At 64.8% G+C, this 24262-nt stretch carries 22 protein-coding genes and 1 pseudogene; 10 read left to right on the top strand and 13 right to left on the bottom strand.

The features are described 5' to 3' along the window. Positions 1–163: 163 nt before the first annotated feature. The gene (locus AKG11_RS06630; RefSeq protein WP_023513617.1) at positions 164–469 is read right to left on the bottom strand and encodes a hypothetical protein; all 306 of its coding nucleotides are present in this window, start codon (positions 467–469) and stop codon (positions 164–166) included. A gap of 217 nt (positions 470–686) precedes the next feature. Here AKG11_RS06630 and AKG11_RS06625 point away from each other — a divergent pair, with 217 nt between their 5' ends. Next, the gene (locus AKG11_RS06625; RefSeq protein ID WP_050743339.1) at positions 687–1217 is read left to right on the top strand and encodes a dihydrofolate reductase family protein; all 531 of its coding nucleotides are present in this window, start codon (positions 687–689) and stop codon (positions 1215–1217) included. 94 nt (positions 1218–1311) lie between these two features. Here AKG11_RS06625 and AKG11_RS06620 read toward each other — a convergent pair whose 3' ends face one another. The 3 genes and pseudogenes from AKG11_RS06620 to AKG11_RS35835 all read right to left on the bottom strand — a co-directional run. Further along, positions 1312–2325 (bottom strand): substrate-binding domain-containing protein, encoded by a 1014-nt coding sequence (locus tag AKG11_RS06620; protein WP_082342353.1) that lies wholly within the window; start codon positions 2323–2325, stop codon positions 1312–1314. Positions 2326–2371: 46 nt separating this feature from the next. Further along, positions 2372–3262 (bottom strand): ABC transporter permease, encoded by an 891-nt coding sequence (locus AKG11_RS06615; protein ID WP_371260041.1) that lies wholly within the window; start codon positions 3260–3262, stop codon positions 2372–2374. A 394-nt stretch (positions 3263–3656) separates the two neighbouring features. Beyond that, a pseudogene (locus AKG11_RS35835) lies at positions 3657–4148 on the bottom strand (ATP-binding cassette domain-containing protein); the annotation flags it as partial. 409 nt (positions 4149–4557) lie between these two features. On the opposite strand from AKG11_RS35835, the gene AKG11_RS06605 reads away from it, so the two are divergent. The 4 genes from AKG11_RS06605 (at position 4558) to AKG11_RS06590 (ending at position 9000) form a co-directional block, all read left to right on the top strand. Continuing rightward, on the top strand, positions 4558–5442 hold the full coding sequence (locus AKG11_RS06605; protein ID WP_037409430.1) for a sugar phosphate isomerase/epimerase family protein: 885 nt from the start codon (positions 4558–4560) through the stop codon (positions 5440–5442). A gap of 66 nt (positions 5443–5508) precedes the next feature. Next, a complete protein-coding gene (locus tag AKG11_RS06600; RefSeq protein ID WP_050743337.1) occupies positions 5509–6720 on the top strand; it encodes an ROK family protein in 1212 nt (403 codons plus the stop codon). Between the two features lie 34 nt (positions 6721–6754). Next, entirely contained in the window at positions 6755–7732 is a 978-nt protein-coding gene (locus tag AKG11_RS06595; protein ID WP_050743336.1) for a tagatose kinase, read from the top strand. Beyond that, a complete protein-coding gene (locus AKG11_RS06590) occupies positions 7732–9000 on the top strand; it encodes a class II D-tagatose-bisphosphate aldolase, non-catalytic subunit (RefSeq protein WP_050743335.1) in 1269 nt (422 codons plus the stop codon). The genes AKG11_RS06595 and AKG11_RS06590 overlap by 1 nt, the downstream gene beginning before the upstream one ends. Positions 9001–9088: 88 nt before the next feature. Here the strand turns inward: AKG11_RS06590 and AKG11_RS06585 are convergent, their stop codons facing one another. From AKG11_RS06585 to AKG11_RS06570, 4 genes are all read right to left on the bottom strand, one after another. Next, entirely contained in the window at positions 9089–10147 is a 1059-nt protein-coding gene (locus AKG11_RS06585; protein WP_050743334.1) for an SIS domain-containing protein, read from the bottom strand. Positions 10148–10157: 10 nt separating this feature from the next. Further along, complete coding sequence (locus tag AKG11_RS06580; protein ID WP_050743333.1) at positions 10158–11126, bottom strand: ROK family protein; 969 nt, start codon at positions 11124–11126, stop codon at positions 10158–10160. 8 nt (positions 11127–11134) lie between these two features. Next, positions 11135–11893 (bottom strand): GntR family transcriptional regulator, encoded by a 759-nt coding sequence (locus AKG11_RS06575; protein ID WP_023513781.1) that lies wholly within the window; start codon positions 11891–11893, stop codon positions 11135–11137. 92 nt (positions 11894–11985) lie between these two features. Beyond that, a complete protein-coding gene (locus AKG11_RS06570; protein ID WP_050743332.1) occupies positions 11986–13584 on the bottom strand; it encodes a GMC family oxidoreductase in 1599 nt (532 codons plus the stop codon). A 212-nt stretch (positions 13585–13796) separates the two neighbouring features. On the opposite strand from AKG11_RS06570, the gene AKG11_RS06565 reads away from it, so the two are divergent. The 4 genes from AKG11_RS06565 (at position 13797) to AKG11_RS06550 (ending at position 17979) form a co-directional block, all read left to right on the top strand. Beyond that, positions 13797–15128, top strand: a complete 1332-nt coding sequence (locus AKG11_RS06565) for an ABC transporter substrate-binding protein (protein WP_157255820.1) — start codon at positions 13797–13799, stop codon at positions 15126–15128. A gap of 65 nt (positions 15129–15193) precedes the next feature. Continuing rightward, on the top strand, positions 15194–16057 hold the full coding sequence (locus tag AKG11_RS06560) for a carbohydrate ABC transporter permease (protein ID WP_050743330.1): 864 nt from the start codon (positions 15194–15196) through the stop codon (positions 16055–16057). After that, positions 16054–16875: a carbohydrate ABC transporter permease gene (locus AKG11_RS06555; protein ID WP_050743329.1), complete on the top strand. Its 822-nt coding sequence runs from the start codon at positions 16054–16056 to the stop codon at positions 16873–16875. Before AKG11_RS06560 ends, AKG11_RS06555 begins: the two co-directional genes overlap by 4 nt. A 27-nt stretch (positions 16876–16902) precedes the next feature. After that, entirely contained in the window at positions 16903–17979 is a 1077-nt protein-coding gene (locus AKG11_RS06550; RefSeq protein WP_050743328.1) for an ABC transporter ATP-binding protein, read from the top strand. A gap of 71 nt (positions 17980–18050) precedes the next feature. Here the strand turns inward: AKG11_RS06550 and AKG11_RS06545 are convergent, their stop codons facing one another. Then, a complete protein-coding gene (locus AKG11_RS06545) occupies positions 18051–19541 on the bottom strand; it encodes a MocR-like pyridoxine biosynthesis transcription factor PdxR (RefSeq protein ID WP_050743327.1) in 1491 nt (496 codons plus the stop codon). A gap of 110 nt (positions 19542–19651) precedes the next feature. Here AKG11_RS06545 and AKG11_RS06540 point away from each other — a divergent pair, with 110 nt between their 5' ends. Continuing rightward, positions 19652–20881 (top strand): benzoate/H(+) symporter BenE family transporter, encoded by a 1230-nt coding sequence (locus AKG11_RS06540; protein ID WP_050743326.1) that lies wholly within the window; start codon positions 19652–19654, stop codon positions 20879–20881. A gap of 22 nt (positions 20882–20903) precedes the next feature. Here the strand turns inward: AKG11_RS06540 and argE are convergent, their stop codons facing one another. The 4 genes from argE to AKG11_RS06520 are packed head-to-tail and all read right to left on the bottom strand — an operon-like array spanning position 20904 to position 24253. Next, positions 20904–22064 (bottom strand): acetylornithine deacetylase, encoded by a 1161-nt coding sequence (argE, locus tag AKG11_RS06535; protein WP_050743325.1) that lies wholly within the window; start codon positions 22062–22064, stop codon positions 20904–20906. Positions 22065–22067: 3 nt separating this feature from the next. Further along, the gene (locus AKG11_RS06530; RefSeq protein ID WP_050743324.1) at positions 22068–22745 is read right to left on the bottom strand and encodes a DUF1028 domain-containing protein; all 678 of its coding nucleotides are present in this window, start codon (positions 22743–22745) and stop codon (positions 22068–22070) included. 11 nt (positions 22746–22756) lie between these two features. After that, entirely contained in the window at positions 22757–23179 is a 423-nt protein-coding gene (locus AKG11_RS06525; protein WP_050743390.1) for a RidA family protein, read from the bottom strand. Positions 23180–23236: 57 nt separating this feature from the next. After that, positions 23237–24253 (bottom strand): extracellular solute-binding protein, encoded by a 1017-nt coding sequence (locus tag AKG11_RS06520; RefSeq protein ID WP_050743323.1) that lies wholly within the window; start codon positions 24251–24253, stop codon positions 23237–23239. Between the last annotated feature and the right edge of the window lie 9 nt (positions 24254–24262).

The raw sequence follows: 24262 nt of genomic DNA, 5'->3' as shown, positions 1-24262 counted from the left end.
AAGCCTGGCCGCGTGGCAGAGCCGCACGGGCGGGATCTGAGAGGAGGCGGAGCCTGCCACGCTAGAGCGTTTCCGCTTTTCTTCGAATTGCGAAAACGCTCTATCTCTTTGTTTTTACGCAATTCCTGACGCAAGAATGCTACGCACTTTTGCTGGAATTGCTCTAGATCCCAGATCCGTCGAGCTGTTGGGCGTCTTCGCCCTCCCAGGGCGCGGGTGCGGAGGCCCGGCTGAGGCTGGCCGAGGGCATCGGCATCCAACACTTCAGCTCCGGTTCGGCATATTCGATGACGCGGCCGGGGGAGGAGTCGGAGGCGCGCCAGCCTTCTGCGCCGAAGCGGTCGCCATTCGCCCAGTAGGCGACGTCGACTTCCGCCGGTCCCTGTTCGGACGAGCGCACGGTGACGAGAATCCGGCTACCGTCTCGCGGCGCGCTTGCCATGTGGCGCCACCGGTCTGGTTCGTCCATTGGTTTTCCTCCTGCCTTATCAAGGACTGAAGTGTCGCTGCGCCGTCGAAAGCGGTCAACCCAAACTTTGCACAACCCTGCCTCTTTCCATCGGCAAGTGGGGTTGCCGCGCGCAGCGATAAACTGGTTGTGATATGAAACCGGTTAGCCTAGTCTGTCGTTGATTGCCAGTGCGATCGGAAACAGGCGAACGTGCCGATCGGCAGAGGAGGCGGCAGTGGCGAAGCTGGTGTTTGGAATGAACCAGTCCCTGGACGGTTATGTCGATCATACGGCCTTCGCGCCAAGCCCAACGCTCTTCCGGCACTTCATCGAAGAGGCCCGCGGGCAGACCGGCAGCATCTACGGCCGCCGCATATACGAGATCATGCGCTACTGGGATGACGAACACCCCGAATGGGGCGCGGACGAGCATGCCTTCGCCGTGGCATGGCGGAGGCAGCCGAAATGGGTCGCCTCGCAGTCGCTGCAGTCTGTCGGGCCCAATGCTGCACTTCTCGGCGATGACCTTGAGGCGGCGATCCGTGCCTTGAAGGCCGAACATGAAGGGGAGATCGAGGTGGCCGGTCCGCATCTTGCAAAGAGCCTCGGCGACCTTGGTCTGATCGACGAATACCGTATCTACCTGCATCCCGTCGTGCTCGGTCGCGGCACGCCCTATTTCGCCGGTCCCCGGCCAGCGCTCCATTTCGTGGCGAGCGAGAGGATTTGCGAGGATGTGATCCGGCTGACCTACGTTCCTGCCTGATCGGGGATATGCCGGAGGGGAAACGCGTCCGGCGACCGACACCAACGCGTGCCCCGTCAGGGGCACGCGCGCGTCCGGTCCCGGTGGTTCGGGCCTACTTGTTCGCGCCGAGAACCGCGTCGACATTCTCCGCGGTGACGGCGAGCCACGGCACATAATAGTGCTGCTCCTTGCCGCCGTTCCAGGCGAGCTTTCCGCCATTCAGATCCCAGACGGCGGCGCGGGGCTTGTAGCTTTCCCCGGCCAGCTTGCTGAGGGCGAGGTCGATGGCACCCTGGGCCTGACCGCTGGCATCCTGAAGGATGGACATCTGCTGTTCGCCGCGCTTCACGGCCTCCAGCGCGTCCTTGATGCCGTCGACGCCGGCAACGGGGACGCTCTTGGGATCGAGGCCATGGTTGCGGATGCCTTCGATGGCGCCGACGGCCATCTCGTCATTTTCCGCCAGAACGCCCTGTACATCCTTGCCGTGCGCGGTGAGCACGTTTTCCATGAGCGTGATGGCCTCCGCGCGCGACCAGTTGGCCGTGTTCTGCTCCAGGACGGTGACGCCCGGATTGTCCTTCAGCACCTTCTGGATGCCTTCGAGGCGCTGGACCTGTGCAGACTGGCCAAGCATGCCTTCCAGGATGACGATCTTGGCGTCCGGTCCGGCCTTGTCGATCACGGCCTTTGCCAGAAGCTCGCCCGCCTCGACGTCGTTCGAGTTGATATAGGCGTCGTAGAGCGCGGTGTTGGAGACGACGGTGCTCGAGCCGAACACCGGAATTCCGGCGGCCTTCGCGCGCTCGATCGGTTCGTTGCCGGCATCGATGTCGACGGGGATGAAGACGATGGCGTCGTACTTTTCCGTAATCGCCGTGTCGAACAGGTTGGACTGCGTCAGCACGTCCTGGCGGCCGTCGAGGATCGTCAGCGTCGCCGTGCCGTCGGAAAGGGCGGGATGCGCCTTGGCGGCGTCGGCCCAGAGCACGTTGTATTCGGTGTTGAGGCTCTGAACGATGGCGGCGATCTTCAAGGCTTCGGCGTGAGCGGCCGAACTGGAAAAGCCGGTGGCAAGGCAAAGGCCTGCTGCGGCGCCAAAAAGCGAACGTCGGGTCATTTTCATAGTGCAATTCCTCCAGTTGCAGGCGGCGATGGCCGCGTTCCAGGTGTCATTCGCTCCGCGCGCGGGAGCGGTCGATCAGCACCGCGAGGACGATGATCGAACCCTTGATGATCTGCTGGTAGTATGAGGACACCCCCATCAGATCGAGACCGTTGCTGATCATGCCGATGATCAGCACCCCGACGAGCGTGTAGCCGATACGGCCGATGCCCCCGGTGAGACTTGTTCCGCCGATGACGACGGCGGCGATGGCATCGAGTTCGTAGCCGATGCCGGCTTGCGGCAGGGCCGAGGTGGTGCGTGCGGTCAGCATGACGCCGGCAAGACCTGCGAGTGCACCCATGATCACGTAGACCGAGAAGACGATGCCGTTCGTGTTGATGCCGCTGGTCTTGGCGCTGCGCGGATTGCCGCCGACCGCATAGATCCGGCGCCCGTAGACCGTGTAGCGAAGCACGATCGCGGCAATGGCGAAGACGATGGCGAAGATGATGACCGGCACGGGAATGCCGAAGACCAGGCCCTGGCCGAGCCAGCGGAATTCCGGGCTGAGATTGGGGATGGGGCGGCCGCCGCTGTAGAGCAGCGTCGCGCCGCGCGCCACGCTCAGCATGCCGAGCGTGGTGACGAATGCCGGCACCTTGAAATAGGCGATGATGCCGCCGTTGACGACGCCGCAGGCGGCGCCGGTGGCGATGCCGGCAAGCACCGCGATTGCCGGGTTGAACGCATCCGCGCCGGTAACCAGGCTTGCGGCCACCGCGCCGGCCAAGGCCAGCAGCGAACCGATCGACAGGTCGATCCCCGCGGTGAGGATGACATAGGTCATTCCGACCGCCAGCACGCCGTTGATCGACACCTGCCGAAGGACGTTGAGCAGATTGTTCGTCGACAGGAAGTTGGACGAGGCAAGGGACAGGATGATGAAGAGCAACACGAACGAGATCACGATGCCGTAGCGGGCGATCAGCGTTCCGATTCTTTGCCGAAAAACCGCGGGCCTCCAGCAAAGGTTTTTCGGTGTCGAAGGATTTTGGCTCGCGGCGGTGATCCAGCAGGTCCCGGCCGACGATCGACCGGATGAGACCCTTGCGGTCGATATTCGATATGGCTCCGCCCTCGACGAAGCGGCCGTCGCGGAAGACGGTATAGTCATCAGAGATTTCGAAGATTTCCGTCAGGCGATGGGAAACGTAGATGATGCCGACGCCCTCGGCCGTCAGGGTACGGATCGCGTCGAAGAGCATCTGCGTTTCGCGTTCGCCGATGGCCGATGTCGGCTCGTCCATGATCAGGATGTCGCTGCGCCGGCTGATCGCCTTGGTGATCTCGACGAGTTGCGACTGGGCAACGGAGAGATCGCGCAGCCGGGCGCTGACCGGGATGTCAAACTTGAGGCGCGCGAGGATATCCTCGGCCTCCGCGCGCATGCGCCGGTCGTCGACGAAGAAACGGCCGCGCCGCTGCTCCCTGCCGAGATAGAGGTTCTCGGCCACGGTCATGTCGAGAAACGGGCTGAGCTCCTGTGTGATGATGGCGACGCCTGCATCGAGCGCGTCGGCCGGCGATCCGAATTCGACCTCCCTGCCGCGGATGGAGACCCTTCCCGAATCGCGTCGCAGCAGCCCCATCAGAATGCCGAGGAAGGTCGATTTGCCGGCGCCGTTGCCCCCGCAGAGCGCGTTCACGGTGCCGGCCCGCAGCGTGATCCGCCCATCGATGAGGGCGGGAACCTTGTTGAAGGTTTTTGAGAGGTTCAGGGCCTGCAGCAAGGGCGGCGGTGTGTCGCCCCCGTCTTGCAAAGTCGGTTCATTCGCAACCATTGCGCTCCTCCTGCATGGTCGCCCGCCTCAAGGGCGGGAATTTGTCGATGTGTGGGGAGAGGCCGGCCTTCGGGCGGCAGAAGCGGGGGCGCTTTAACGCGCCCGCTGATGATGTCAGCCCTCCCGGCAGCCGGCGAAATCGCGCTCGCCATGCACACCACCTAACGCAAAAAAAATGGCGACGCAATGTTTGTTGCTTAAACATGCAAATTATATCGGATGAATGACCTTTTTGGTTGTTGCGTCGGGTGGTCTTTCTCGATCATGAAGGTGGATTTTATGATTTTTACGCACTTTCCACGATATTGAACCGCTTTTAGGGATTTTCATCCCAAAAATATTTGTTGTGTAAAAATACTAATAGAGATAGCCATGTCGCCAGAGAAGCGACTTTGTGGAGGAAATTGTGATGCGTCGACTGGGTATTCATTCATTTGTTTGGACGGGCGGCCAAACCCAGGAGGGGCTTGAGATGGCCCTGCGCAAGACCGCCGAGCACGGCTATCGCGCGATCGAATTCGCCTATCTGCGACCGGAGAAGTTCGATCTCGATCACCTGGCGAAGCTCGCCCAGTCCCTCGATGTCGAGATCGGCGTGACGATGGGGCTTCCGATCGATCGCGACGTTTCGAGTGAGGATCAGGCCGTCGTTGCCGGCGGCAAGGCGATGCTGGCGGACGCCGTGCGCGCCGTGCGCGACATCGGCGGCACCAAGCTTGGCGGTATTCTCTATTCCGCGCACACCAAATACGGTCGACAGCCGACGAAGCGCGGCTGGGACAACAGCGTCGCGGCGATTGCCGGAACGGCCGAGACAGGCAAGGCCGCAGGCGTCGATATCGTTCTCGAGATTGTCAACCGCTTCGAGACCAACCTTCTCAACACGACCGCCCAGGGCCTGAAGTTCATCGCGGACACCGGCTCGGATCATGTGCGCCTGCATCTCGACACGTTCCACATGAACATCGAGGAGGCCAATCCCGCCGCAGCCATCCGGCTTGCAGGCGACAAGATCGGGTACTTCCACATCGGCGAAAGCAATCGCGGCTATCTTGGGGACGGTGTCATCGATTTCGATGCGATCTTCGACGCGCTCCTCGACATCGATTACAAGCGCGACATCGTGTTCGAGAGTTTTTCCACAGCGGTGGTCGATGAGGGGCTGTCGCTCGTCTGCGCCATCTGGCGTGATACCTGGACACAGAACGACCCGCTGGCGGCTCATGCCAAGGGTTTTATCGAGATGAAGCTCGAAGAGGCCAAACGCCGCCGGGCAACGAACGCCCGGCCCTAAAGGCTCTTCTAGCAACGTGCTTTGTCCGTGTAGGGTCGAGGCGGGTTCATTCGGGGGGATCGGGAGATGAGCGACATCGTTTCCATCGGCAGCACGCCGCGCCGCATTCGGCAGAACAACATCGTGGCCGCGCTGCAGGCGATCTACAGCAACCGCTGCATGAGCCGGGCGGAGCTGGCGCGGCAACTTGCCATGAACCGCTCGTCCTCGGGGCAGATCGTGGCGGAGCTGACGGGAAGCGGTTTCGTCGAGGAGATCGATGGCGACGGCCCCGACCGCGCCGGCCAGGCCCGTGCCGGGCGGCCGGGGATCATGCTCCAGCTCGTGCCCGATGCCGCCTTCTTCATCGGCGTCGAAATCGGTGTCGAGCACATTTCGACGACCGTCATCGACCTTGCCGCCCAGGTTCGGCTCTATCGGAGCGAGGCGTTTGACACGGTCTCCTCGACCGTCGAGGCTGCGATGCAGCAGGCGATCGAGATGGTCGTCGGTGCCATGGACCCGGGCATGCTTGCCCGGTGCAGGGGGCTCGGGATATCGACCCCCGCGCATATCGGACCGGACGGGGTCGTTGCGCTGGCGCCGATCATCGGATGGCGAAACGTGCCGCTCGGGCAGATTGCACGCGATGCCGTTCCCGTGCCCATGCCCGTTGCGGTCGAGAACGATGCCAATGCCTTTGCGATCGGCGACAGCTACCGGAACGGCCGGGCGGGCGTCACGCTCTTCCTTTCGATGGAGACCGGTATCGGCGGCGGGATCATGATCGATGGCAAGCTCTTTCGCGGCGGCCATGGCCTTGCGGGCGAGATCGGTCACATCCTGGTGCCCGGCAGCGGCGGGCAGAAGTTCGAGCAGCTGATCGGGCGTGAGGCACTCGTGGCACGGTATCGCGCGGCGACCGGTTCGGCGGCGCCCGGACTGCACGCTTTCATCGCGGATGTGCGCGACCGTGTTCCCGCCGCCGTGAACATTGCCGAAGACTGGTCGCGGCATCTCGCCTGCGCCCTGCTGCAGGCATGCCGCCTCATCGATCCCGAGCGGATTGTGCTCGGGGGATCGGTGGCCGGGCTCTATCCGCTGGTTGCGGCCCGCGTAGCCGCGCATATGGCGGAGGGGCAGAGCACGCTGTTCCCCGCGCCGGAGATTTCCGTCGACGACACGGAAATCGGCCCCGCCTTCGGGGCGGCCTGCATGCTGCATCAGCGCTTCCTGTCGCTCGAAAATGAAGACCTCGGTGCCGATGATCCGGCGCTGCAACGCTCAACCGCCACCTAGGCGTGGCCCCCAGCATCAAAGCGAGGTATCCCTCATGACGTCTGCACTGGCACCGGATGCGCTCGGCCCCACGATCTGCGTGGGCGAGATCCTTGTCGAGATCGTCGCGACGACGGTCGGCACGGGATTTGTCGAGGCCCAGCCGCTGATCGGCCCCTTTGCCAGCGGTGCTCCGGCGATCTTCATCTCCCAATGCGGGCGCTTCGGCGGCCAGGCCGCGATGATCGGTGCCGTGGGCGATGACGATTTCGGGCGCGTGAACGTCGAGCGCCTAAAGCGCGATGGCGTCGATGTCTCGGCCATTTCCATCGATCCCGAATTCCCGACGGGCAGCGCCTTCGTCCGCTATCGGGACAACGGCTCGCGCGACTTCGTGTTCAACATCGCGCGGTCTGCCGCGGCGCGTTTCGGATGGAGCGTACCTGTGAGCGACCTTGTCGGGCGGGGCGGGCACCTGCACGTCATGGGCTCGGCGCTGTCGATGCCCAGTGCCATCGCCGTCATCGACAAGGCGGTCGATATCATCAAGGCCCGTGGCGGTACGTTGTCCGTCGATCCGAACATCCGCAAGGAGCTGAAACTCGACGCGGAAACCGAGCGCCGTTTCGATCGCCTCGTCTCCGCCGCCGATCTGCTCCTGCCGTCGGGGGAGGAGCTGGAGCGGGCGGCCGGCGTGGATGGCGAAACGGCTGCGGTTCGCCGCCTGTTCGAGCGCGGCGTGAAGGAGGTCGTCCTGAAGCGCGGCGCTGATGGAGCCAGCTATTTCAACCGTGACGGAACGCGGGTCGACGTGCCGTCCTTCGTCGTCGAGGAGGTCGATCCCACGGGGGCCGGCGATTGTTTCGGCGGTGCCTATGTCGCTGGCCGCCGCCTTGGCCTGACGCCGCAACACGCCCTGACCTATGCCGCCGCCGCAGGTGCCCGCAACGTGACCCGCCTCGGCCCGATGGAGGGCGCGGGGACGCGGGGCGAACTCGACGCTTTCATCGCTTCGACGGGGAGATATTCGTGATGGGGGTCGCGCTGGGGGAACTTGCGGCGCTGCGGCGCCAGGGCACGCCGAAGGGCGTCACATCGGTCTGCTCGGCCCATCCGCTGGTCCTGCGGGCGGCGCTGCGGCATGGCGCAAAGACCGGACGTACCGTGCTGATCGAGGCGACGTGCAATCAGGTCAACCATCTGGGCGGCTATACCGGCATGCGGCCGGCGGATTTTGCCCGCCTTGTGCACAAACTGGCCGTGGAGGAGGCCTGCCCACGGGAGCTTGTCGTCCTCGGGGGAGATCATCTCGGCCCCAATCCATGGCGCGAGCAGCCGGCCGAAGAGGCGATGGCCGAGGCGGAGGCGATGGTCGCGGCCTATATCGATGCCGGCTTCCGCAAGATCCACCTCGATGCCTCCATGGGGTGCCGCGGCGAGCCGGCGGCGCTGGATGACGAAACGACGGCGCGTCGTGCCTGCCGGCTTGCAGCCGTTGCGGAAGCGCGTGCGGCCGCTGCCGGCGGCGCCATGCCTGTCTATGTCATCGGAACGGAGGTGCCGCCACCGGGCGGTGCCGATCACGCCCTGACGTCGATCGAGCCGACGGACGGGGTCTCTGCCCGCAAGACCATCGAAATCCATCGACGGGTCTTCGCCGAAGCCGGGCTGTCGGCGGCCTTCGAGCGCGCAATCGGCCTCGTCGTGCAGCCGGGCGTCGAATTCGGCAACCACAATGTGATCTTCTACGACCGGACAAAGATCGCCGGGCTTGCGCAGGTTCTCGACGCGGAACCGCAATTCGTCTTCGAGGCGCATTCGACCGACTACCAGGGAACCGGTTCGCTCGCCGCGCTTGTCGAGGATGGCTTCCCCATTCTGAAGGTCGGCCCGGAACTGACATTCGTGCTTCGCGAAGCGCTCTATGCACTGGATGCTATCGCGTCGGACCTGGTCCCCGACTACGGGGAGCGCCCCCTCATGGCGGCCATGGAGGCCGTCATGCTGCATCACCCCGAGCACTGGTGCCGGCACTATCATGGCGCGAAGGAGGAGGAGCGGCTGCTGCGGCACTATTCGCTTTCCGACCGCATTCGCTACTACTGGGCGACCCCGGAGGCGGAGGCCGCCGTCGGGCGGCTGTTTACTGCCTTGAAGGACCGCACCGTGCCGCTCCCGCTGTTCTGGCAGCACATGTCTCCGGCGGGCCGGTTCGCCGACAGGCCGCTGGACCCGGAGGCCGTCGTCATCTGGCGGATTGCGCAAACGCTCGCCGCCTACGCCGCCGCCGGCAACCGATAGATCGATTTTCCGGCGCAAGGAAATCCGTCGTGCTCTTCAGCATGGAAAACACCACCCCCGCTTCTGGGCCGGGGTGGTGTTCGCGTTGCTACTCGATGACGGTGATCTTCGAGCCGTTGAGGAATTTTGCAGGCTCGAAGCCGCGCGCGACGGCCATCGGGACCATCAGGAGCTGGATGGGGAGGATTTCCAGCACAGGCAGAAGCCCTTCCGCAACATCGGGCAGGGACAGGACCGGTTCGTTCCCCGCAACGGCCGCTGCCGTGGCTTCCGGCGCGACGACGAGGCACCGGCCGCCGAAGCGGGTGATGTCGGCGACGGTCTTCAGGTTGAGGTCGAGCGTCGCACCGGAGCCGCCGAGGAACAGCAGGCTGCGGAACCCGTCGCGCACCAGTTCCAGCGGACCGTGTCGGAACTGGCCGCCGGACAGCGCCTGTGTCGGGGCCTTTGCAGCCTCAGCCGTCACCAGCGCGGCCATCTGGGCGCTGGCATAGCTTGCGCCGCGGCCGATGAAGGTCAGCGGCCTGTCGTGACCGAGCGAGGCCAGCGTTTCGTCCATCTGGGCGGGCAGGGTGGAGAGCAGGGTTTCGGCGGCATCGGCGAGCGTGGCGATGTCTGCTGCCAGGGTGTCGCCGTCGCCGGTCAGCAGGCGCTCCAGGATGTAGAGGGTGGCAAGGCCGGCGGAATAGGTCTTGGTCGATACGGTCTGTTCGGGGCCGACCTCCGTCGCCAGCGCCAGCGTGGCCCAGCGGGCGAGGGTGTTGTCGCTGGGATTGGTGATCGCAACCTTGACGGTGACGCCGGCGTCCAGTTCCGTCATGCGGCGCAGTTCGACGCTTTCGCCCGACTGCGAGATGGCGATGACCATGGTGCCGGCCCGCAGCAGCGCCGGCGCCTGCTGGATCAGTTCGGACGTATCCCAGAGCGAGACCGGGACCGGCAGTGCCTGGCTCAGCCGCAGCCAGGTGCCGTAGGCGCTGAACAGGGAGCCGCCCATGCCGGTGAGAAGGACATGCCGCACATCGCCGTTGTCGATCGCGGTGCGGATCGCCTTGGCCTTGGCAATCAGGTCGGGCGTGACGAGCCGGCCGAGCTTGCGGATTGCCGCCGGCTGTTCGGCGATTTCGTCGAGATAGGACTGGGACACGGAAACTCCATCATGGCTTGGGGGTGGGAAAGATCTGCGCTGCCGCACCGATGATGCCGGCGTCGTTGCCGAGCGAGGCAAGCGCGAAACGGACCGGCGCGAGATAGAGGTCGAGGCCCGAGAGCCGCGCTTCCCGCTCCAGCGGGGCGAGCAGCAGGTTGCCGGCCGCGCTCAACCCGCCGCCGAGCAGAATGACGTCGGGCGCGAAGATCTGCGCCCAGGTCGCCGCACCGCGGCCGAGCCATCGCCCGACATCCGAGAGCATCGCCTTTGCGGCCGCATCGCCGGCAAGCGCTGTTGCGATGACATCGGACGCATCGGCCTCCCGTCCGTGGTCACTTGCTCTTCTGGCGAGTGGACTGTCCGGCACCTCGACGCAATAGCGCCGCGCGATGCCGTTCAGGGCGTCGCCGGACGCCAGCGATTCCAGGCAACCGACGCATCCCTGGCGGCAGGGGCGGCCGTCGCTGCCGTGGATGATGAGCTGCCCGGCATTGCCGAGGCCTCCGCCCGACGTGATGAACGGCTTTCCGTCGATGGTGAGCGCAACGCCGATGCCGGTCCCTGCCGCGATCAGGAGAAGGCGGCGGGCAGCGCGATCCTTGCCGAACATCGCTTCCGCAAGACCGGCTGCGGTTCCGTCGTTCTCCATCCGTGCCGGAAGGGAAAACAGCCCGCCGATCCGCTCGGCCAGCGGGAAGTCGTCGAGGGCAGGGATGTTGCCGAGATCGCCGGACAGGTTGTCCGGATGGATGCGGCCCGGGAAGCCGATGCCGATCCCCAGCACCCTCGCCGCCGGATGTGCGCCCAGGATGTCGCGAACCGTTTCGGCATACTGCGCGACGATCGTGTCCGCATCGTCGGTATCGCCGACGACCACGCGCCGTCGCTCGATGATCTCGCCCCCAGTCGAGACGAGGCCGATCTTCGTGCTGCCGCCGCCGATGTCGATGCCGATTGCGAAATCCTGTTGCGACACGGGTGCTCCTAGAGGCGATATCGATTGACGTTCAGCATGAAGCCGTCGCCCTTGTAGACGGACTTCACATATTCGACGGCCTGGTCCGTATCGGTGACCGTGACACGCCAGACGGTGAGAACCGGTGCGCCGGGCGCAATCTTCAGGTGGGCGGCCTCTTCGTCCGTGGCCGCTGCCGGCTCGAACAACGCGTCCGTCCAGGTGGGCACGATGCCCCAGGTCGATGCCATCTCGGCATAAAGCGAAGCACCCTCGAACATTGCCCGCGTTGCCGAAGGATAGAGCGCGGCAGGCAGGTATGCGTCCTCCAGCGCCACCGGATCGCCGTCGATGCTGCGCACCCGGCGCAGAAAGAGGAAATCCGGGCCGCTTTCGCTCTCGGTCTGGAGATGCTTGCGGAAGGCGGGCGACAGAGGCTGTCCTTCCTCGAAGGCGACGACCACAGAGCCGGGCTCGGCGCCAAGCTTGCGCACTTCCGTCGTGAAACTGTGGAAGCCCGAGACGCCCTTCATGCGCGAGGCGGTGCTGAAGTAGCCGCGGCCGTGCTCGCTATAGATGACGCCACGGGTTTCGAGCTGCTTGAGCGCCTGGCGGATGGTGACACGGGAGACGCCGAATTCCCGCGACAGTTCACCTTCCGAGGGCAGGGCGAAATGCGCACCGTTGCGCGCCTTCACCGCGCCGTCGAGGATTTCGGCCACCTGCGCATACATCGGGACAGCGCCGCTCTTGCGGATCGGTTTCTTTTTCAGCCATGTCTCGGTCATCGGTTTTCCTTTCTCGTGAGGCGGTCAAACCAACAGTCTCTAACATGTCGAGACAAGTCGGCAAGCGCACCTTGAGAATGTTCCCTTCGCCGTCAGCGCCGCGTCATGGTTGCGGCGATCTTTTCCGCGGCCATGATGATCGGGGCGTTGATGTTGGCGGAGGGCACGCGTGGCAGGATGGAGCCGTCGACGATGCGCAGCTTTTCCAGCCCGTGCACCCGGCCGGCGGCGTCGGTGACGGCATGGTCGTCCGCGCCCATGCGGCAGGTGCTGGTCGGGTGGTGTTCGGTGTTGGCGACGGTGCGCAGCCACCCTTCGATCTCGGCGTCCGAAGCCTTGAGGCCGGGCGTATCGACCGGCTGGCCGCGATAACGATCCCAGGACGGCTGGTGCGCCAGGTCCAGCGTCTTGCGGATGCCGTCGATCATTTCGAGCGTGTCGCGTCGGTCGGTGAGATAGTTGAAGCGGATGGAGGGTTTTGCGGCGGGGGCGGCGGATTTCAGCGCGATCCGGCCGCGGCTGTAGGGCCGCATCTGGCTGACGAAATACTGGAAACCATCGGAGATCGTCACCTTGCCGGATTGGAAATCGGCGAGGAACGGCAGGAATTCGTGCTGCATGTTGAAATAGGGCACGGTCTCGCTGCTCTTGAAGAAAGCGCCGACCTCGAAGAAATTGGTCGCGCCGAGACCGCGCTTGAACAAAAGCCATTCGATGCCGAGCTTCAGCCGGCCGAGCATGTTGAGCTGCCGGCGGATCGAGACGCCGCCCGGCGAGGTGAAACGCAACGGGGCAACGACATGGTCCTGTAGATCGGCCCCGACGCCGGGCAGGTGGGCGGCGCTGGCGATGCCGTGCTCCTTCAGGGCCTCACGGTCGCCGATGCCGGAGAGCATCAGCAGATGCGGCGAGCCGACCGTGCCGGCCGACAGGATGGTTTCGCGGGCGGCGCGTAGCGTCTTGCGCTCGCCGCGCTGCAAGAGCGTGACGCCCGTCGCTGTGCGGCCGTCGAGAAGGATCTTTTCGACGAGGCAGCCTGTCATCACGGTGAGGTTGGGGCGATTTTTTGCCGGGGTGAGATAGGCGAGGCTGGTGCTGCAGCGCACGCCGTCGCGGATGGTCGCCTGTGTGATGTGGACGCCGTCTTGCGCGCCGCTGTTATAGTCGCCGGCTTCACGCAGGCCGAACTCCTGCCCAGCTTTCAGGAAGGTGCGGTAGAGCGGATGGTCGGCCTTGCTGCGCACGACATCGATGGGGCCTGCACCACCGCGCATCGGGTCGCGGCCGCCCTCGAAGTTTTCCAGCCTCTTGAAGAAGGGCAGGCAATCCTCGAAATCCCAGCCTTCGACGCCGAGTTCGCGCCAGCCGTCGTAGTCCTCTTTCGCGCCGCGCACGAAAACCATGCCGTTGATCGAGGAGCTGCCGCCGAGGCCGCGTCCGCGCGCCTGACCGATGCTGCGGCCATGCAGTTCCGGCTCCGGCTCGCTTTCGAATTTCCAGTTGTAGCGGTCGCTTTCGATGGGGAAGGTCAGCGCCGCGGGCATCCGGATGAAGAGGCTGCGGTCGCTCGGCCCAGCCTCGACGAGGCAGACGGAAACGGCCGGGTCGGCGCTCAGCCGGTTGGCCAGCACGCAGCCCGCCGAACCGGCGCCGACGATGACATAGTCGAATTCCTGGGGGCTCTTGCGCATCGCATCCTCTTCGTCTCGGCCTGTCGCCGGATAGTCTGACCGTTCTCGTCCGCTGGCAAATCCATCGATGGTGGGGTTTCCGCCGTTCGATGCGTCTGCTCGGGCACTAGACAGGGCTTCAAGCCTGTGTTAGCTGGTCTTTAACATGTAGTAACAAGTTGTCAAGTGAACAACTTACTGCGTGGGGATCAAAACCAACCGGGAGCATGATCATGAAACGAAGGGCATTTCTCGCGCTGACGGCCGCATCCGTCGCCTTCACGCTGTCCACCAGCGCGCACGCCATTGACTGGAAGCAGCAGTCCGGCAAGGAAATCACGGTGCTGCTCAGCGAGCACCCGTGGACGGCCGAGCTGCGCAAGCATGTCGGGGAATTCGAGGCGGAGACCGGCATCAAGGTGAAGATCGATGCCTTTGCGGAGGACCTTTATTCGGACCGCATGAACCTTGCCGTCCGCTCGGCCAATTCCGTTGCCGACGTCTACATGATCCAGATGGACTCGGCGCTCTATACGCAATGGGAAGCCGGTGTCGTCGAGCCGCTGACGCCCTATCTGAACGATGCCGCCAAGACGGATGCCGACTACAATCTCGCCGACTACCCGGAAGGTTTTCGCGCCGGTGCGTCTTTCCCGGTCGGCAAGCCCGATCCGCAGCTCTATGCGATCCCGATCTCGTTCGAGGCCTATACGCTTTTCTACAACAAGGCGCTGATCGATACATATCTCGGCGGCAAGGTGCCGGCGACGATGGACGAATTGATCGCTGCCGCGAACGAGATCAGCGCCAAGGGTGAGGGCAAGATTTTCGGCGCCTCGATGCGCGGCAAGCGCTCGGCCGAACTGGTCGATACGATGACGGGCATCGTGCTCGACGCATGGGGCAACGAGCCGGCCGACCTTCCCTACAACATCTGGTTCGACGGAGACTGGTCGAAGCCGCGCTTCGACGATCCGCGCATCGCCAAGGGCCTTTCCTACTATGCAGGCCTCCTGAAGGCTGGTCCGCCGAGTGCTTTGTCCTATGGCTGGGAGGATGCCAGCCGCTTCTTCTCGCAGGGCAATGCCGCCTTCTTCGTCGATGCCTCGGTCTTCGGTCCGAGCTTCGAGGATGCGAAGACCTCGGCCATCGCGGGCAAGGTCGGCTATGCGCCGCTGCCGGCCTCGACGGGTGATATCGGCTACAGCGGCCACTGGTCCTGGGGCATTTCCATCGCCAAGAACTCGCCGAAGAAGGATGCCGCCTGGCTCTTCGTGCAATGGGCGACGAACAAGAAGATGACGGCGGCGCTGGGTGTGGCGACAGGCGGTGCGCCGCGCGATTCCGCATGGGCCGATGCCGACTACGTCAAGGCACTTGATGCCGGCTATGTCGCGGCCGTGAAGACCCAGATGCAGCACACCCGCCCCACCTCGGTGTTCCGCCAGGGCTGGAACGACGTCGTGCTCATGATCGTCGACGCCATCCACCAGATCTACCAGGGCACGTCGCCGGAGGATGCGGTGGCCGAACTCCAGACCAACGTTCAGGACACGCTCGAATAGACCGTTTCTCCCGCGGGGCCGGCCTGTCCGGCCCCATTTTTCCCGAAAGCAGGATCGTATCGACCATGCGCCGAGACAAACATATCCGCTGGCTGATCGCGCCGGCCCTCGTGCTTCTGGCCGCCGGAACGCTCTACCCGGTCGTCTATGCCGGCTATCTCTCTTTGCTCCAATGGAACTGGGGTTCGGAGGCGAAATTCGTCGGGCTGCGGAATTTCGTGCGTATCCTGTCGGGCAGCGGTTTTCCGAAGGCGCTGTTCAACACCTTCTATTTCGCTGTCTTCGCCGTGGTCATAGAGACCCTGCTCGGCCTCGGTCTGGCGCTCGCCATCAACCGTATCCGCATCGGCGCGGGCCTGATCCGCACGCTGATGATCCTGCCTCTGATGGTTTCGGGCATCGCCGTGTCGCTGATCTGGAAGGTCATGCTCGATCCGACGCTCGGCATCGTCAACTACCTTCTGTCGCTCGTCGGCATTCCCGGTCCCGCCTGGCTCGGCACGGTGCCGACCGCCATGCCCTCGATCATCATGATCGATACCTGGTGGCAGACGGCCTTCACCTTCATCATTCTGTCCTCCGCGCTGAAAAGCCTGCCGGCCGAGCCCTTCGAGGCAGCGCGGCTGGAGGGGGCGACACCCTTCCAGACCTTCCGCCACGTCACGTTGCCGATGCTCAAACCGGTGCTGATCACCATCGTCATCTTCCGCACCATCGACACGCTGAAAGTCTTCGACATCATTTTCGGCACGACCGGCGGCGGGCCGCTCAGGGCCACCGAAAGCGTGCAGACACTCGCCTACCAGACGGCCTTCAAGTCCTACAAGTTCGGCGAGTCCGCGGCCATTGCGGTCGTCTTCTCGCTGATCATCCTGACGCTTTGCATCATCTACCTGATGATCGACACCGATGAAGGAGAAAAGGCATGAGCGCTTCCACCCGCCGCGCCCTCTGGCCCTATGCGGTCGCCGTCCTCGCCGTCGCCGTCTCGCTGTTTCCGATCTTCTGGATCCTGACCATCGCGCTGAAGACGCAGGTCGACGCCTTCGCCATGCCGCCGGTCTGGTTCTTCACGCCGGTCTGGGAGAACTTCGCCAAGGCGTGGTTCTCGACGGGGTTTTCCGGCGCGTTCCTCAACAGCCTGATCGTCTGCGTCATCGGCAACGTGCTGGCGCTCGCCGCCGGCATTCCGGCCGCCTATTATCTCAACAAGAAGCATGTGCCGGGACGTCGTACGATCCTGATCTGGCTGCTCATTTCCTACATGCTGCCGGAATTCCTGTTCATCGTGCCGATGTATGTGCTCTTCCAGTCCATCGGGCTCTACGACACGGTGATCGGGCTGGCGCTGATCTACCAGGTCTTCACGCTGCCCTTCACGATCTGGCTGCTGCGCGCCTTCTTCGCCGATATTCCCGAAGCGCTTGCCGAAGCGGCGCGGCTGGAGGGCGCGAGCACGTTGCGCATCGTCTGGACGATCTACGTGCCGATCGCTGCCCCCGGCATCGCCGCCACCGTCATCCTCAATTCCATCAAGATGTGGAACGAGCTGACCATCGCGCTCGCGCTCACTTTCGAGAAGGCGCAGACCGTGACGCTCGCCGTCGCCGGTTTCCGTGGCTACGCCTCCATCGACTGGGGCGCGATGTCGGCTGCCTCCATCATCATCATCCTGCCCATGGCGCTGTTCGCCATTCTGGCGCAACGGCGCATCGTCCAGGGCCTCAGCCTCGGCGCGGTCAAGTAAGCCCCCGATCAATCAAGGAAAAAAGCCATGTCCGCCGTTTCCCTGGAAGGCATCGATATCTCCTACGGCTCCGTCGATGTCGTGCGCAATCTCGATCTCGACATCAAATCGGGCGAGTTCGTCGTCTTCGTCGGCCCCTCCGGCTGCGGCAAGTCGACGACGCTGCGCCTGATCGCCGGGCTGGAGGAGGGCCGCTCCGGCAACATCTCCATCGGCGGCCGCGTCGTCAACGAGGTCGATCCGGCCCGGCGCGACGTCGCCATGGTGTTCCAGAACTATGCGCTCTTCCCGCATATGTCGGTTGCCGACAACATCTCCTTCGGCATGCGGCTGCGCGGCGAGGCGAAAGACAAGATCGCGGTAAGCGTTGCGGACGTGGCGCGCATGGTCGGCCTTCAGGATCACCTGCACAAGCGGCCGGGCGCGCTTTCCGGCGGCCAGCGCCAGCGCGTGGCGCTCGCCCGCGCCATCGTGCGCAAGCCCGCGGTCTTCCTGTTCGACGAGCCGCTCTCCAATCTCGACGCCGAATTCCGTGCTGCCATGCGCCACGAGCTGAGCAAGCTGCACCGCGAGCTCGGCTCAACCATGATCTACGTGACCCACGACCAGGTCGAGGCGATGACGATGGGCGACCGCATCGCCGTTCTCGCCCCGCTGAAGCAGGCGGGTCGTTCGAACCTCATGCAGTTCGGCACGCCGGAAGAGGTCTATCATCGCCCCGCCAACCTTTTCGTCGCCAAGTTCATCGGCTCGCCGCCGATGAATTTCTTCGAGGGCCGGGCGGACGGCGGCGACATCCGTATCGGCGGTCTGACCCTTCCCGGCGCGCGCCATCTTCCCGCCGTACTGACCGTCGGTGTCCGCCCGGAACACGTTCGCCTTGGCGCGGGCGAGGGGGCGTCCATCACCGGCACGGTCGAGGGCGTCGAAAACCTCGGGCACGAAAAACTCTGGTTCCTGTCCACCCCGGAAGGCCGCATCATCGCCCGTACGCCCGATGGGGTCAGCCATGCGGTTGGCGAGCGTGTCGATGCGCATTTTGCAACGGACAAGCTGCACCTCTTCGACCGCGCGACGGGCGGGCGGGTCGAGATAGAGGGGTAGCGACGCGCCATCAACCGCCCGGTCACCGCGAGTGGTTGTCATCGGGGTGCCGGCAGTGCTCGCCCGTGGGGTTACGAATTCACCACCGTGCGAAACGCCTGGGCGAGTTTCCGGACTGCGACGTCCATCTCCGCCGGCGTATAGGCGGCAAAGCCCATCAGGAAGCCCGCCTTGCCATGGCCGCCTGCGTGAAGCGACGACAGGCCCAGCAACTCGATACCGGTCCGGCGGGCTGCCTCGACAGCGGCATGTTCGGAGAGGTTGCCGGTCAGCACGCACGGCATCTGCAGGCCGCCGATGGGAACGCGCGGTTCCACGAACTCGGACAGATGTGTCCGAACGAGACCGACCAGCACCTCCAGGCGTGCGGCATAGACGCTGCGCATCGTGCGGACATGCGCGCCAAAATGCCCACCCTCCATGAAGCGGGCGAGCGTCAGCTGCGCAAGCGGCGCCGAATGCCCGTCGAGCAAGGTGCGCGCGACGGTCATCGGCTGCACGAGCGCGGGCGGCAGCAGTGCATAGCCGATCCTCAGTCCCGGAAAGAGCGATTTGGTGAAGGTGCCGATATAGATGGTCCGCTCGTGCGGATCGAGGCCCTGCACGCAGGCGGTCGGTTTGCCGGCATAGTGAAACTCGCTGTCATAGTCGTCCTCGATGATCCAGCCCTCGTGGCGGGCCGCCCATTCGATGAGGGCGAGGCGGCGGTCGAGCGCCAGCGTGGCGCCCGTCGGGAACTGGTGGGAGGGCGTCAGGAAGACAGCCCTGGCACCCCGGGGCTCGGCCATGATCTGTCCGACCATCAGCCCCTGGCGATCGAGGCGGACGGGCACGCAGTCAAGTGCCGCTGCTTCGAAGGCCCTGCGCGCGCCATAGTAGGCCGGGTCTTCGATGAAAATGCGGTCCTCGGGATCGAAGAGCATCGTCGCGCACAGCGTCAGGGCCTGTTGCGAACTGGTGAGAACCAGCACCCGGTCGGCGGTGGCGCGGGCACCGCGCTCGAGGTTGATGTAGTCGGCAATGGCGCGTCGCAACGGTTCGGTTCCCTGCGGATCGCCGTGAAGCAGCGCGCCCGTGCCGACCTCCTTCAACACCTGCCGCTCGAGGCGTTCCCACAGGTGCAGCGGGAATGTGCGCGTCTCCGGCACGCCGGGTGCGAAAGGTCTCGGTGCGAGCGGTTCGCGAACGCCGCCGCTGCGGAACATGGCTTCGCCGCGCTTGCTGAGGGCGGGCGCCTGTTTGCGCACCCGCCGGTCGCGCGGTGCGGGCCGGCGCGGTGGCGAGAACTCGGTCATCTCGGATACGAAGCTGCCGCTGCCGACCCGGCGCTCGATGAAGCCCTCGGCGTGAAGCTGGGCGTAGGCCGCCTCGACAGTGTCGCGCGAGACACCGAGCGACCCGGCAAGCGCCCGCGAGGCGGGCAGGGGCTTTCCCGCGCCAAGTGCGCCGTCGAGAATCAACTGCCGAATCGCCCGCTGGATCCGCGCGTGAAGCGGCAGGGCCGCATGGGCGGGCTGGGCAAGCCAGGCCTTTACGGTTTCCAGTTGGGAATGCTTGAACAATTGGTCTGAGCCTTCTTGACGAAATGGATGGGATAATCCGGCCATTTGCCGGCTAGATGTCAAGCCCTTCGTCGGCCATGCGCCGTCGCGTCCAGGAGCTTCGTCACAACATGTCCCCCGTACCATTGCCCATCCGCCTCCATGATCTGACGCATCCCGTCGTTGCCGGGCTGATCTCCGTCATCGTCAATTATGGCGGCACCTTCATTCTCGTCTTTCAGGCCGCCAAGGTCGCGGGCCTCGGCCCGGACCTGACGGCGTCCTGGGTCTGGTCCGTTTCCATCGGCGTCGGCGTGACCGGGCTTGTTTTGAGCTGGCACTATCGCGAACCGATCATCACCGCCTGGTCGACACCGGCGGCGGCGTTCCTCGTCACCGCGCTCGCCACCACGCCCCATGCGGAAGCGGTCGGTGCCTATATGGTTTCGGCGGCTGCCTTCGTCGCGCTCGGTCTTTCGGGTTGCTTTGAGAAGGTCATCCGGCTGATCCCGCCGGGCATCGCATCCGGCCTGCTCGCCGGTATCCTGCTGCAGTTCGGCATCGGCGCGTTCAGCGGCGCGAGCGTCGATCCGTTGCTGGTCGGTCTGCTCATTCTCGCCTATGTCGTGTTGAAGCGGTTCTGCGCCCGTTATGCCGTGGTCGGCATCCTCGGGCTCGGGCTGGTCTTCCTGCTTGCGCAGGGCAGGGTCGAGCTGTCAGGCCTTGCGCTGAAATTTGCCGCACCGGTCTTTACCATGCCGGAATTCTCGCTGAATGCGCTGCTGTCGGTCGCGTTGCCGATGTTCCTCATCACATTGACCGGCCAGTACATGCCCGGAATGCTGGTGCTCCGCAACGATGGCTTCAGGACGAGCGCCAATCCGATCCTTACCGTGACGGGGCTCGGTTCCCTCGTCATGGCGCCCTTCGGATCCCACGCCTTCAACATCGCGGCGATCACGGCTGCCATCGCCACCGGCCGGGAGGCCCATGAGGATGGTCGCAAACGCTGGATCGCCGGGATTGCCGCAGGCTGCTTCTACGTGCTCGTCGGGGTGTTCGGCGTGACGCTCGCGGCCGTCTTCATGGCCTTTCCCGCAACCTTCATCACCACGCTTGCCGGTCTCGCCCTGCTCGGCACGATCGGCGGCAGCCTTGCGGGGGCGATGGCCGATCCGTCCTCCCGCGAGGCTTCGCTCGTCACCTTTCTCGCCTCCGCCGCGAACATCAACCTGCTCGGCATCGGCGGGGCCTTCTGGGGGCTGGTCATCGGACTTCTTGCCTATGGCGTGCTGAACGGCCGGGTGCGTCTGCCCCGACCTACGGGGCCTGTCAGCCCCGGAAAGGTGGCGGACAGGTGATGGCGGCCATAAGTCTGTACTCCTAGAACGTGGTTTCAAGCTCGGCCACGAGACGCGCCAGTGCCGTATCGCAACGCTCGAGCTGGGCGCGGCTGACGAATTCGTCCGGCTTGTGGCCCTGCTCCATCGAGCCGGGGCCGCAGATCGCGGTGGAAAGGCCAAGCCCCTGTTCGAAGAGGCCGCCCTCGGTGCCGAAGGCGACCTTGTGCGTGCTCTCGTCGTCGAGGATCCTCTTCAGGAGACCTACGGCGGGCGCGTCGGTTCGGGTGTTGAGACCGGGATAGTCCGAGACGGGCTCGATCTCGATACAGGCCATGGGAAACCGATTGCGATAGGGGCTCGCGATGGCCTCGGCATCGGCCGCGATGGCGGCGAGGATGGCGTGCGGGTCGTCCTCGGCGATGGTGCGGATCTCGAAGTCGATCTCGCAGCGGTTCGGCACGATGTTGAGCGCGGTGCCGCCATGCATCATGCCCGCGTGGATGGTCGAATAGGGGATATCATAGTCGGGGTCGCGCGCACCGTTTTCCGCAAGCGCCTCTTGCCGCGTCTGCAGCGCCTTTATGAAGGCAGCGCCGAGATGCAGCGCGTTGAGGGCGTTCGGGGCGAGGGCGGAATGGCCTTCCTGTCCGTGGCAGCAGGCGCGGAGCGCCTGCTTGCCCTTGTGGCCGGTGGCGATGCGCATCTCCGTCGGCTCCCCGACGATGCAGAGCGCCGGCCGCTCGGCGCGCCCCGCCAACGCCTCGATCATGCCGCGCACGCCCATGCAACCGATCTCCTCGTCATAGGAAAGCGCGAGATGCAGGGGGCGTTTCAGCGGCCGGCCGGCGGCAAGGAGCGCGGCGCGAAGGCTTGCCGCGACGAAACCCTTCATGTCCGCCGTACCGCGGCCGTAGAGGAGCCCATTGCGCTCGGTCAGCGTAAAGGGATCGCTGCTCCAGGCCTGTCCCTCCACCGGCACGACGTCCGTATGGCCCGACAGGACAACGCCGCCCGGCCCCTCGGGACCGATGCTGGCCCAGAGGTTGGCGCGGCTGCCGTCCGGATGGGTGAAACGCTCGATGCGCGCGCCTGCCGGGCGCAGAAGCCCTTCCACATGGTCGAGCAGCGCAAGGTTCGAGCGGCGCGAGATCGTCGGGTCTGCGACGAGGCGGGCGAGAATGTCGGGCGTCGAGGGGATCATGGTTCAAAGATCGCCCGGCACGCCGTAGCTCGGCGCCCCCGAGGGATTGAGGGCACGCGTCACATAGGCGTCCATCTCGCCGCGCCAGCGCTCCCACAGCGCAGCGCAATCTTCGATCGGGTCGCCGTCGGTCCAGTCGACGCGCAGGTCCGCAACGTTCCAGGAAACCTTGTCGACCATGACGAGGCCCATGGAATGGACCGGTCCTTCCTCGCCGCCGGCGGCGACTGCCGCACGCATCGCGGCAATCAGCCGGTCGCCGAGATGCTTCCCGGCGGCGGCTTCGAAGGCCTCGACCATCGTCTGCGGGATAGCCGTCGTCGTCAGCATGTTGCCGGCGGCGACCACGTTGTTGCCGCGCGCCGTCGCATGGGTGCCGAGGGTTCTCGCGCCCGAGTAGGCGGCCGTGCGGCCCGCCGCATCGACGAGGGCGAGCTGGCGATATTCGATATGCGGGGCTTCCGCAACGAGGCGTTCGAGTGCGGCCTCAGCCGACAGTCCACCCGCCATCAGCTCAAGCCCCTTCGGGCCGAGCCGGGGATCGGTGACGTTCTGAGTCGAGACGGCGCCGACGCCGGCGCGCAGATGGGCGCAGCGCGCCGCAACGCTCGGCGAGGACGAGGACACGGCGATGCCGAACATGCCGGTATCGGCGCAGCGGCCCGAGATGGAAAAGGTCATGCGGTCCTCCCTCACGCTTCGTCGGGAATGACGGCGGTCGCCTCGATCTCGACCAGCCATTCCGGACGGGCGAGCGCCGAGACCACGAGGCCGGTGGAGACGGGGAACACGCCCTGGAGATACTTGCCCATCTCCGTATAGACGGCCTCGCGATAGCGGATGTCGATGAGATAGACGACGACGCGGCAGATATGGCTGAGGTCGGAGCCCGCCTCCTCGAGCAGCATCTTGATGTTTTCCATGGCCTTGCGGGCCTGCGCGCCGGCATCGCCGATATGCAGGCTCTCGCGCGTGTCGAGATCCTGCGCGATCTGCCCGCGCACGAACACCGTCGCCCCGCGCGCCACCACCGCCTGGCAGAGGTCGTTGTTCAGCTTTTGCTCGGGGTAGGTTTCCTTGGTGTTGAAGGGGCGGATGCGGGTGTGCACGGGCATGGATGTCTCCTTGACGATGGCGGGGAGCGCCGCGGTTACCCGCGGCGCCATGGCGAACTATTGCAGAAGCTGTGTCCAGACGCGGGTCACGAGGTCCTGCGCGGCGGCCGAGCAGGTGCGCGAGAAGGTGATCGGCACGTCGGGATAGAGCTCGGGTGCCTTGTCCTTGGTGTAGGTGACCTTCTCCTGCACGACCTTCATCGGCGAGGAATGGGCGTAGAAGTTCATCTGCTCGGTGGCGTTTTCCTGTGTGGAGAGGAACTCGATGAACTTTACCGCATTGTCGCGGTTTGGCGCGCCCTTGGGGATGACGAGGCTGTCCATCCAGCCGACAAGACCTTCCTTGGTCATGGCGAGGCTGACGGGCGAACCGGCCTTGCGCGCCTTCAGCGAATCCCCGTCCCACCAGAAATGGGCCGAGACCTCGCCGGAGGCGAGACGGCTTGCGATATTGTCGGAGGAGTAGGCGGCGACAGCCGGCTTCTGGGCCATCAGCAGATCCAGAACCTTCTTCATCTCCGCCTGGTCCTCCGAGCAGAAGGGCACGCCGAGATAGAGCTGGGCCGCGCCGATCACCTCGTCAGGATAGGAGAGCAGGGCGATCTTGCCCTTCAGCTCACCGTCCGGCTCAAAGAAGTATTTGAAGCTGTCGGTCGGTCCCTTGTACTGATCGGTGTTCACCACGAAGCCGGCAGTGCCGTAGGCGAGGGGGATCGAATAGGCCTGTTGCTCGTCCCACCACTGGTTGCGCCATTTCTCCTCGATGTTCTCGAAGGCCTTCAGCTTGCTGGCCTCGAAATTCTCGATAAGGCCCTCGTCGATCATGACGCGCAGGAAATGCTGCGACGGCGTGGCGATGTCGTAGCCGGAAGAGCCGGCCTGCAGCTTGGTGAGAAGGTCCTCGTTGGAGGTGAAGCTGTCGACATTCACCTTGACGTCGTTCTCCTTGGAGAACTTTTCGATGAGGGCCGGCGAGATGGATTCGGCCCAGGCATAGATGTTCAGTTCTCCCGCGGCCTGTGCGCCGGTGGCGAAGCAGAGGGCAAGGGCCGTGGCTGCAAGATAGGTCTTCATTGTCTGTTC

The organism is Shinella sp. SUS2, assembly GCF_001262505.1.
Lineage (GTDB): Bacteria > Pseudomonadota > Alphaproteobacteria > Rhizobiales > Rhizobiaceae > Shinella.
The sequence above is the reverse complement of the archived record's forward strand: the minus strand, read 5'-3'. Positions and strand labels throughout refer to the sequence as shown.

Coding starts and splice junctions, on each gene's coding strand:
- AKG11_RS06630 (WP_023513617.1), bottom strand. CDS start 469: ATGGACGAACCAGACCGGTGGCGCCACATGGCAAGCGCGCCGCGAGAC.
- AKG11_RS06530 (WP_050743324.1), bottom strand. CDS start 22,745: ATGACCTTTTCCATCTCGGGCCGCTGCGCCGATACCGGCATGTTCGGC.
- AKG11_RS06605 (WP_037409430.1), top strand. CDS start 4,558: ATGCGTCGACTGGGTATTCATTCATTTGTTTGGACGGGCGGCCAAACC.
- AKG11_RS06575 (WP_023513781.1), bottom strand. CDS start 11,893: ATGACCGAGACATGGCTGAAAAAGAAACCGATCCGCAAGAGCGGCGCT.
- AKG11_RS06555 (WP_050743329.1), top strand. CDS start 16,054: ATGAGCGCTTCCACCCGCCGCGCCCTCTGGCCCTATGCGGTCGCCGTC.
- AKG11_RS06520 (WP_050743323.1), bottom strand. CDS start 24,253: ATGAAGACCTATCTTGCAGCCACGGCCCTTGCCCTCTGCTTCGCCACC.
- AKG11_RS06560 (WP_050743330.1), top strand. CDS start 15,194: ATGCGCCGAGACAAACATATCCGCTGGCTGATCGCGCCGGCCCTCGTG.
- AKG11_RS06550 (WP_050743328.1), top strand. CDS start 16,903: ATGTCCGCCGTTTCCCTGGAAGGCATCGATATCTCCTACGGCTCCGTC.
- AKG11_RS06570 (WP_050743332.1), bottom strand. CDS start 13,584: ATGCGCAAGAGCCCCCAGGAATTCGACTATGTCATCGTCGGCGCCGGT.
- AKG11_RS06540 (WP_050743326.1), top strand. CDS start 19,652: ATGTCCCCCGTACCATTGCCCATCCGCCTCCATGATCTGACGCATCCC.
- AKG11_RS06565 (WP_157255820.1), top strand. CDS start 13,797: ATGAAACGAAGGGCATTTCTCGCGCTGACGGCCGCATCCGTCGCCTTC.
- AKG11_RS06600 (WP_050743337.1), top strand. CDS start 5,509: ATGAGCGACATCGTTTCCATCGGCAGCACGCCGCGCCGCATTCGGCAG.
- AKG11_RS06620 (WP_082342353.1), bottom strand. CDS start 2,325: ATGAAAATGACCCGACGTTCGCTTTTTGGCGCCGCAGCAGGCCTTTGC.
- AKG11_RS06525 (WP_050743390.1), bottom strand. CDS start 23,179: ATGCCCGTGCACACCCGCATCCGCCCCTTCAACACCAAGGAAACCTAC.
- argE (WP_050743325.1), bottom strand. CDS start 22,064: ATGATCCCCTCGACGCCCGACATTCTCGCCCGCCTCGTCGCAGACCCG.
- AKG11_RS06590 (WP_050743335.1), top strand. CDS start 7,732: ATGGGGGTCGCGCTGGGGGAACTTGCGGCGCTGCGGCGCCAGGGCACG.
- AKG11_RS06595 (WP_050743336.1), top strand. CDS start 6,755: ATGACGTCTGCACTGGCACCGGATGCGCTCGGCCCCACGATCTGCGTG.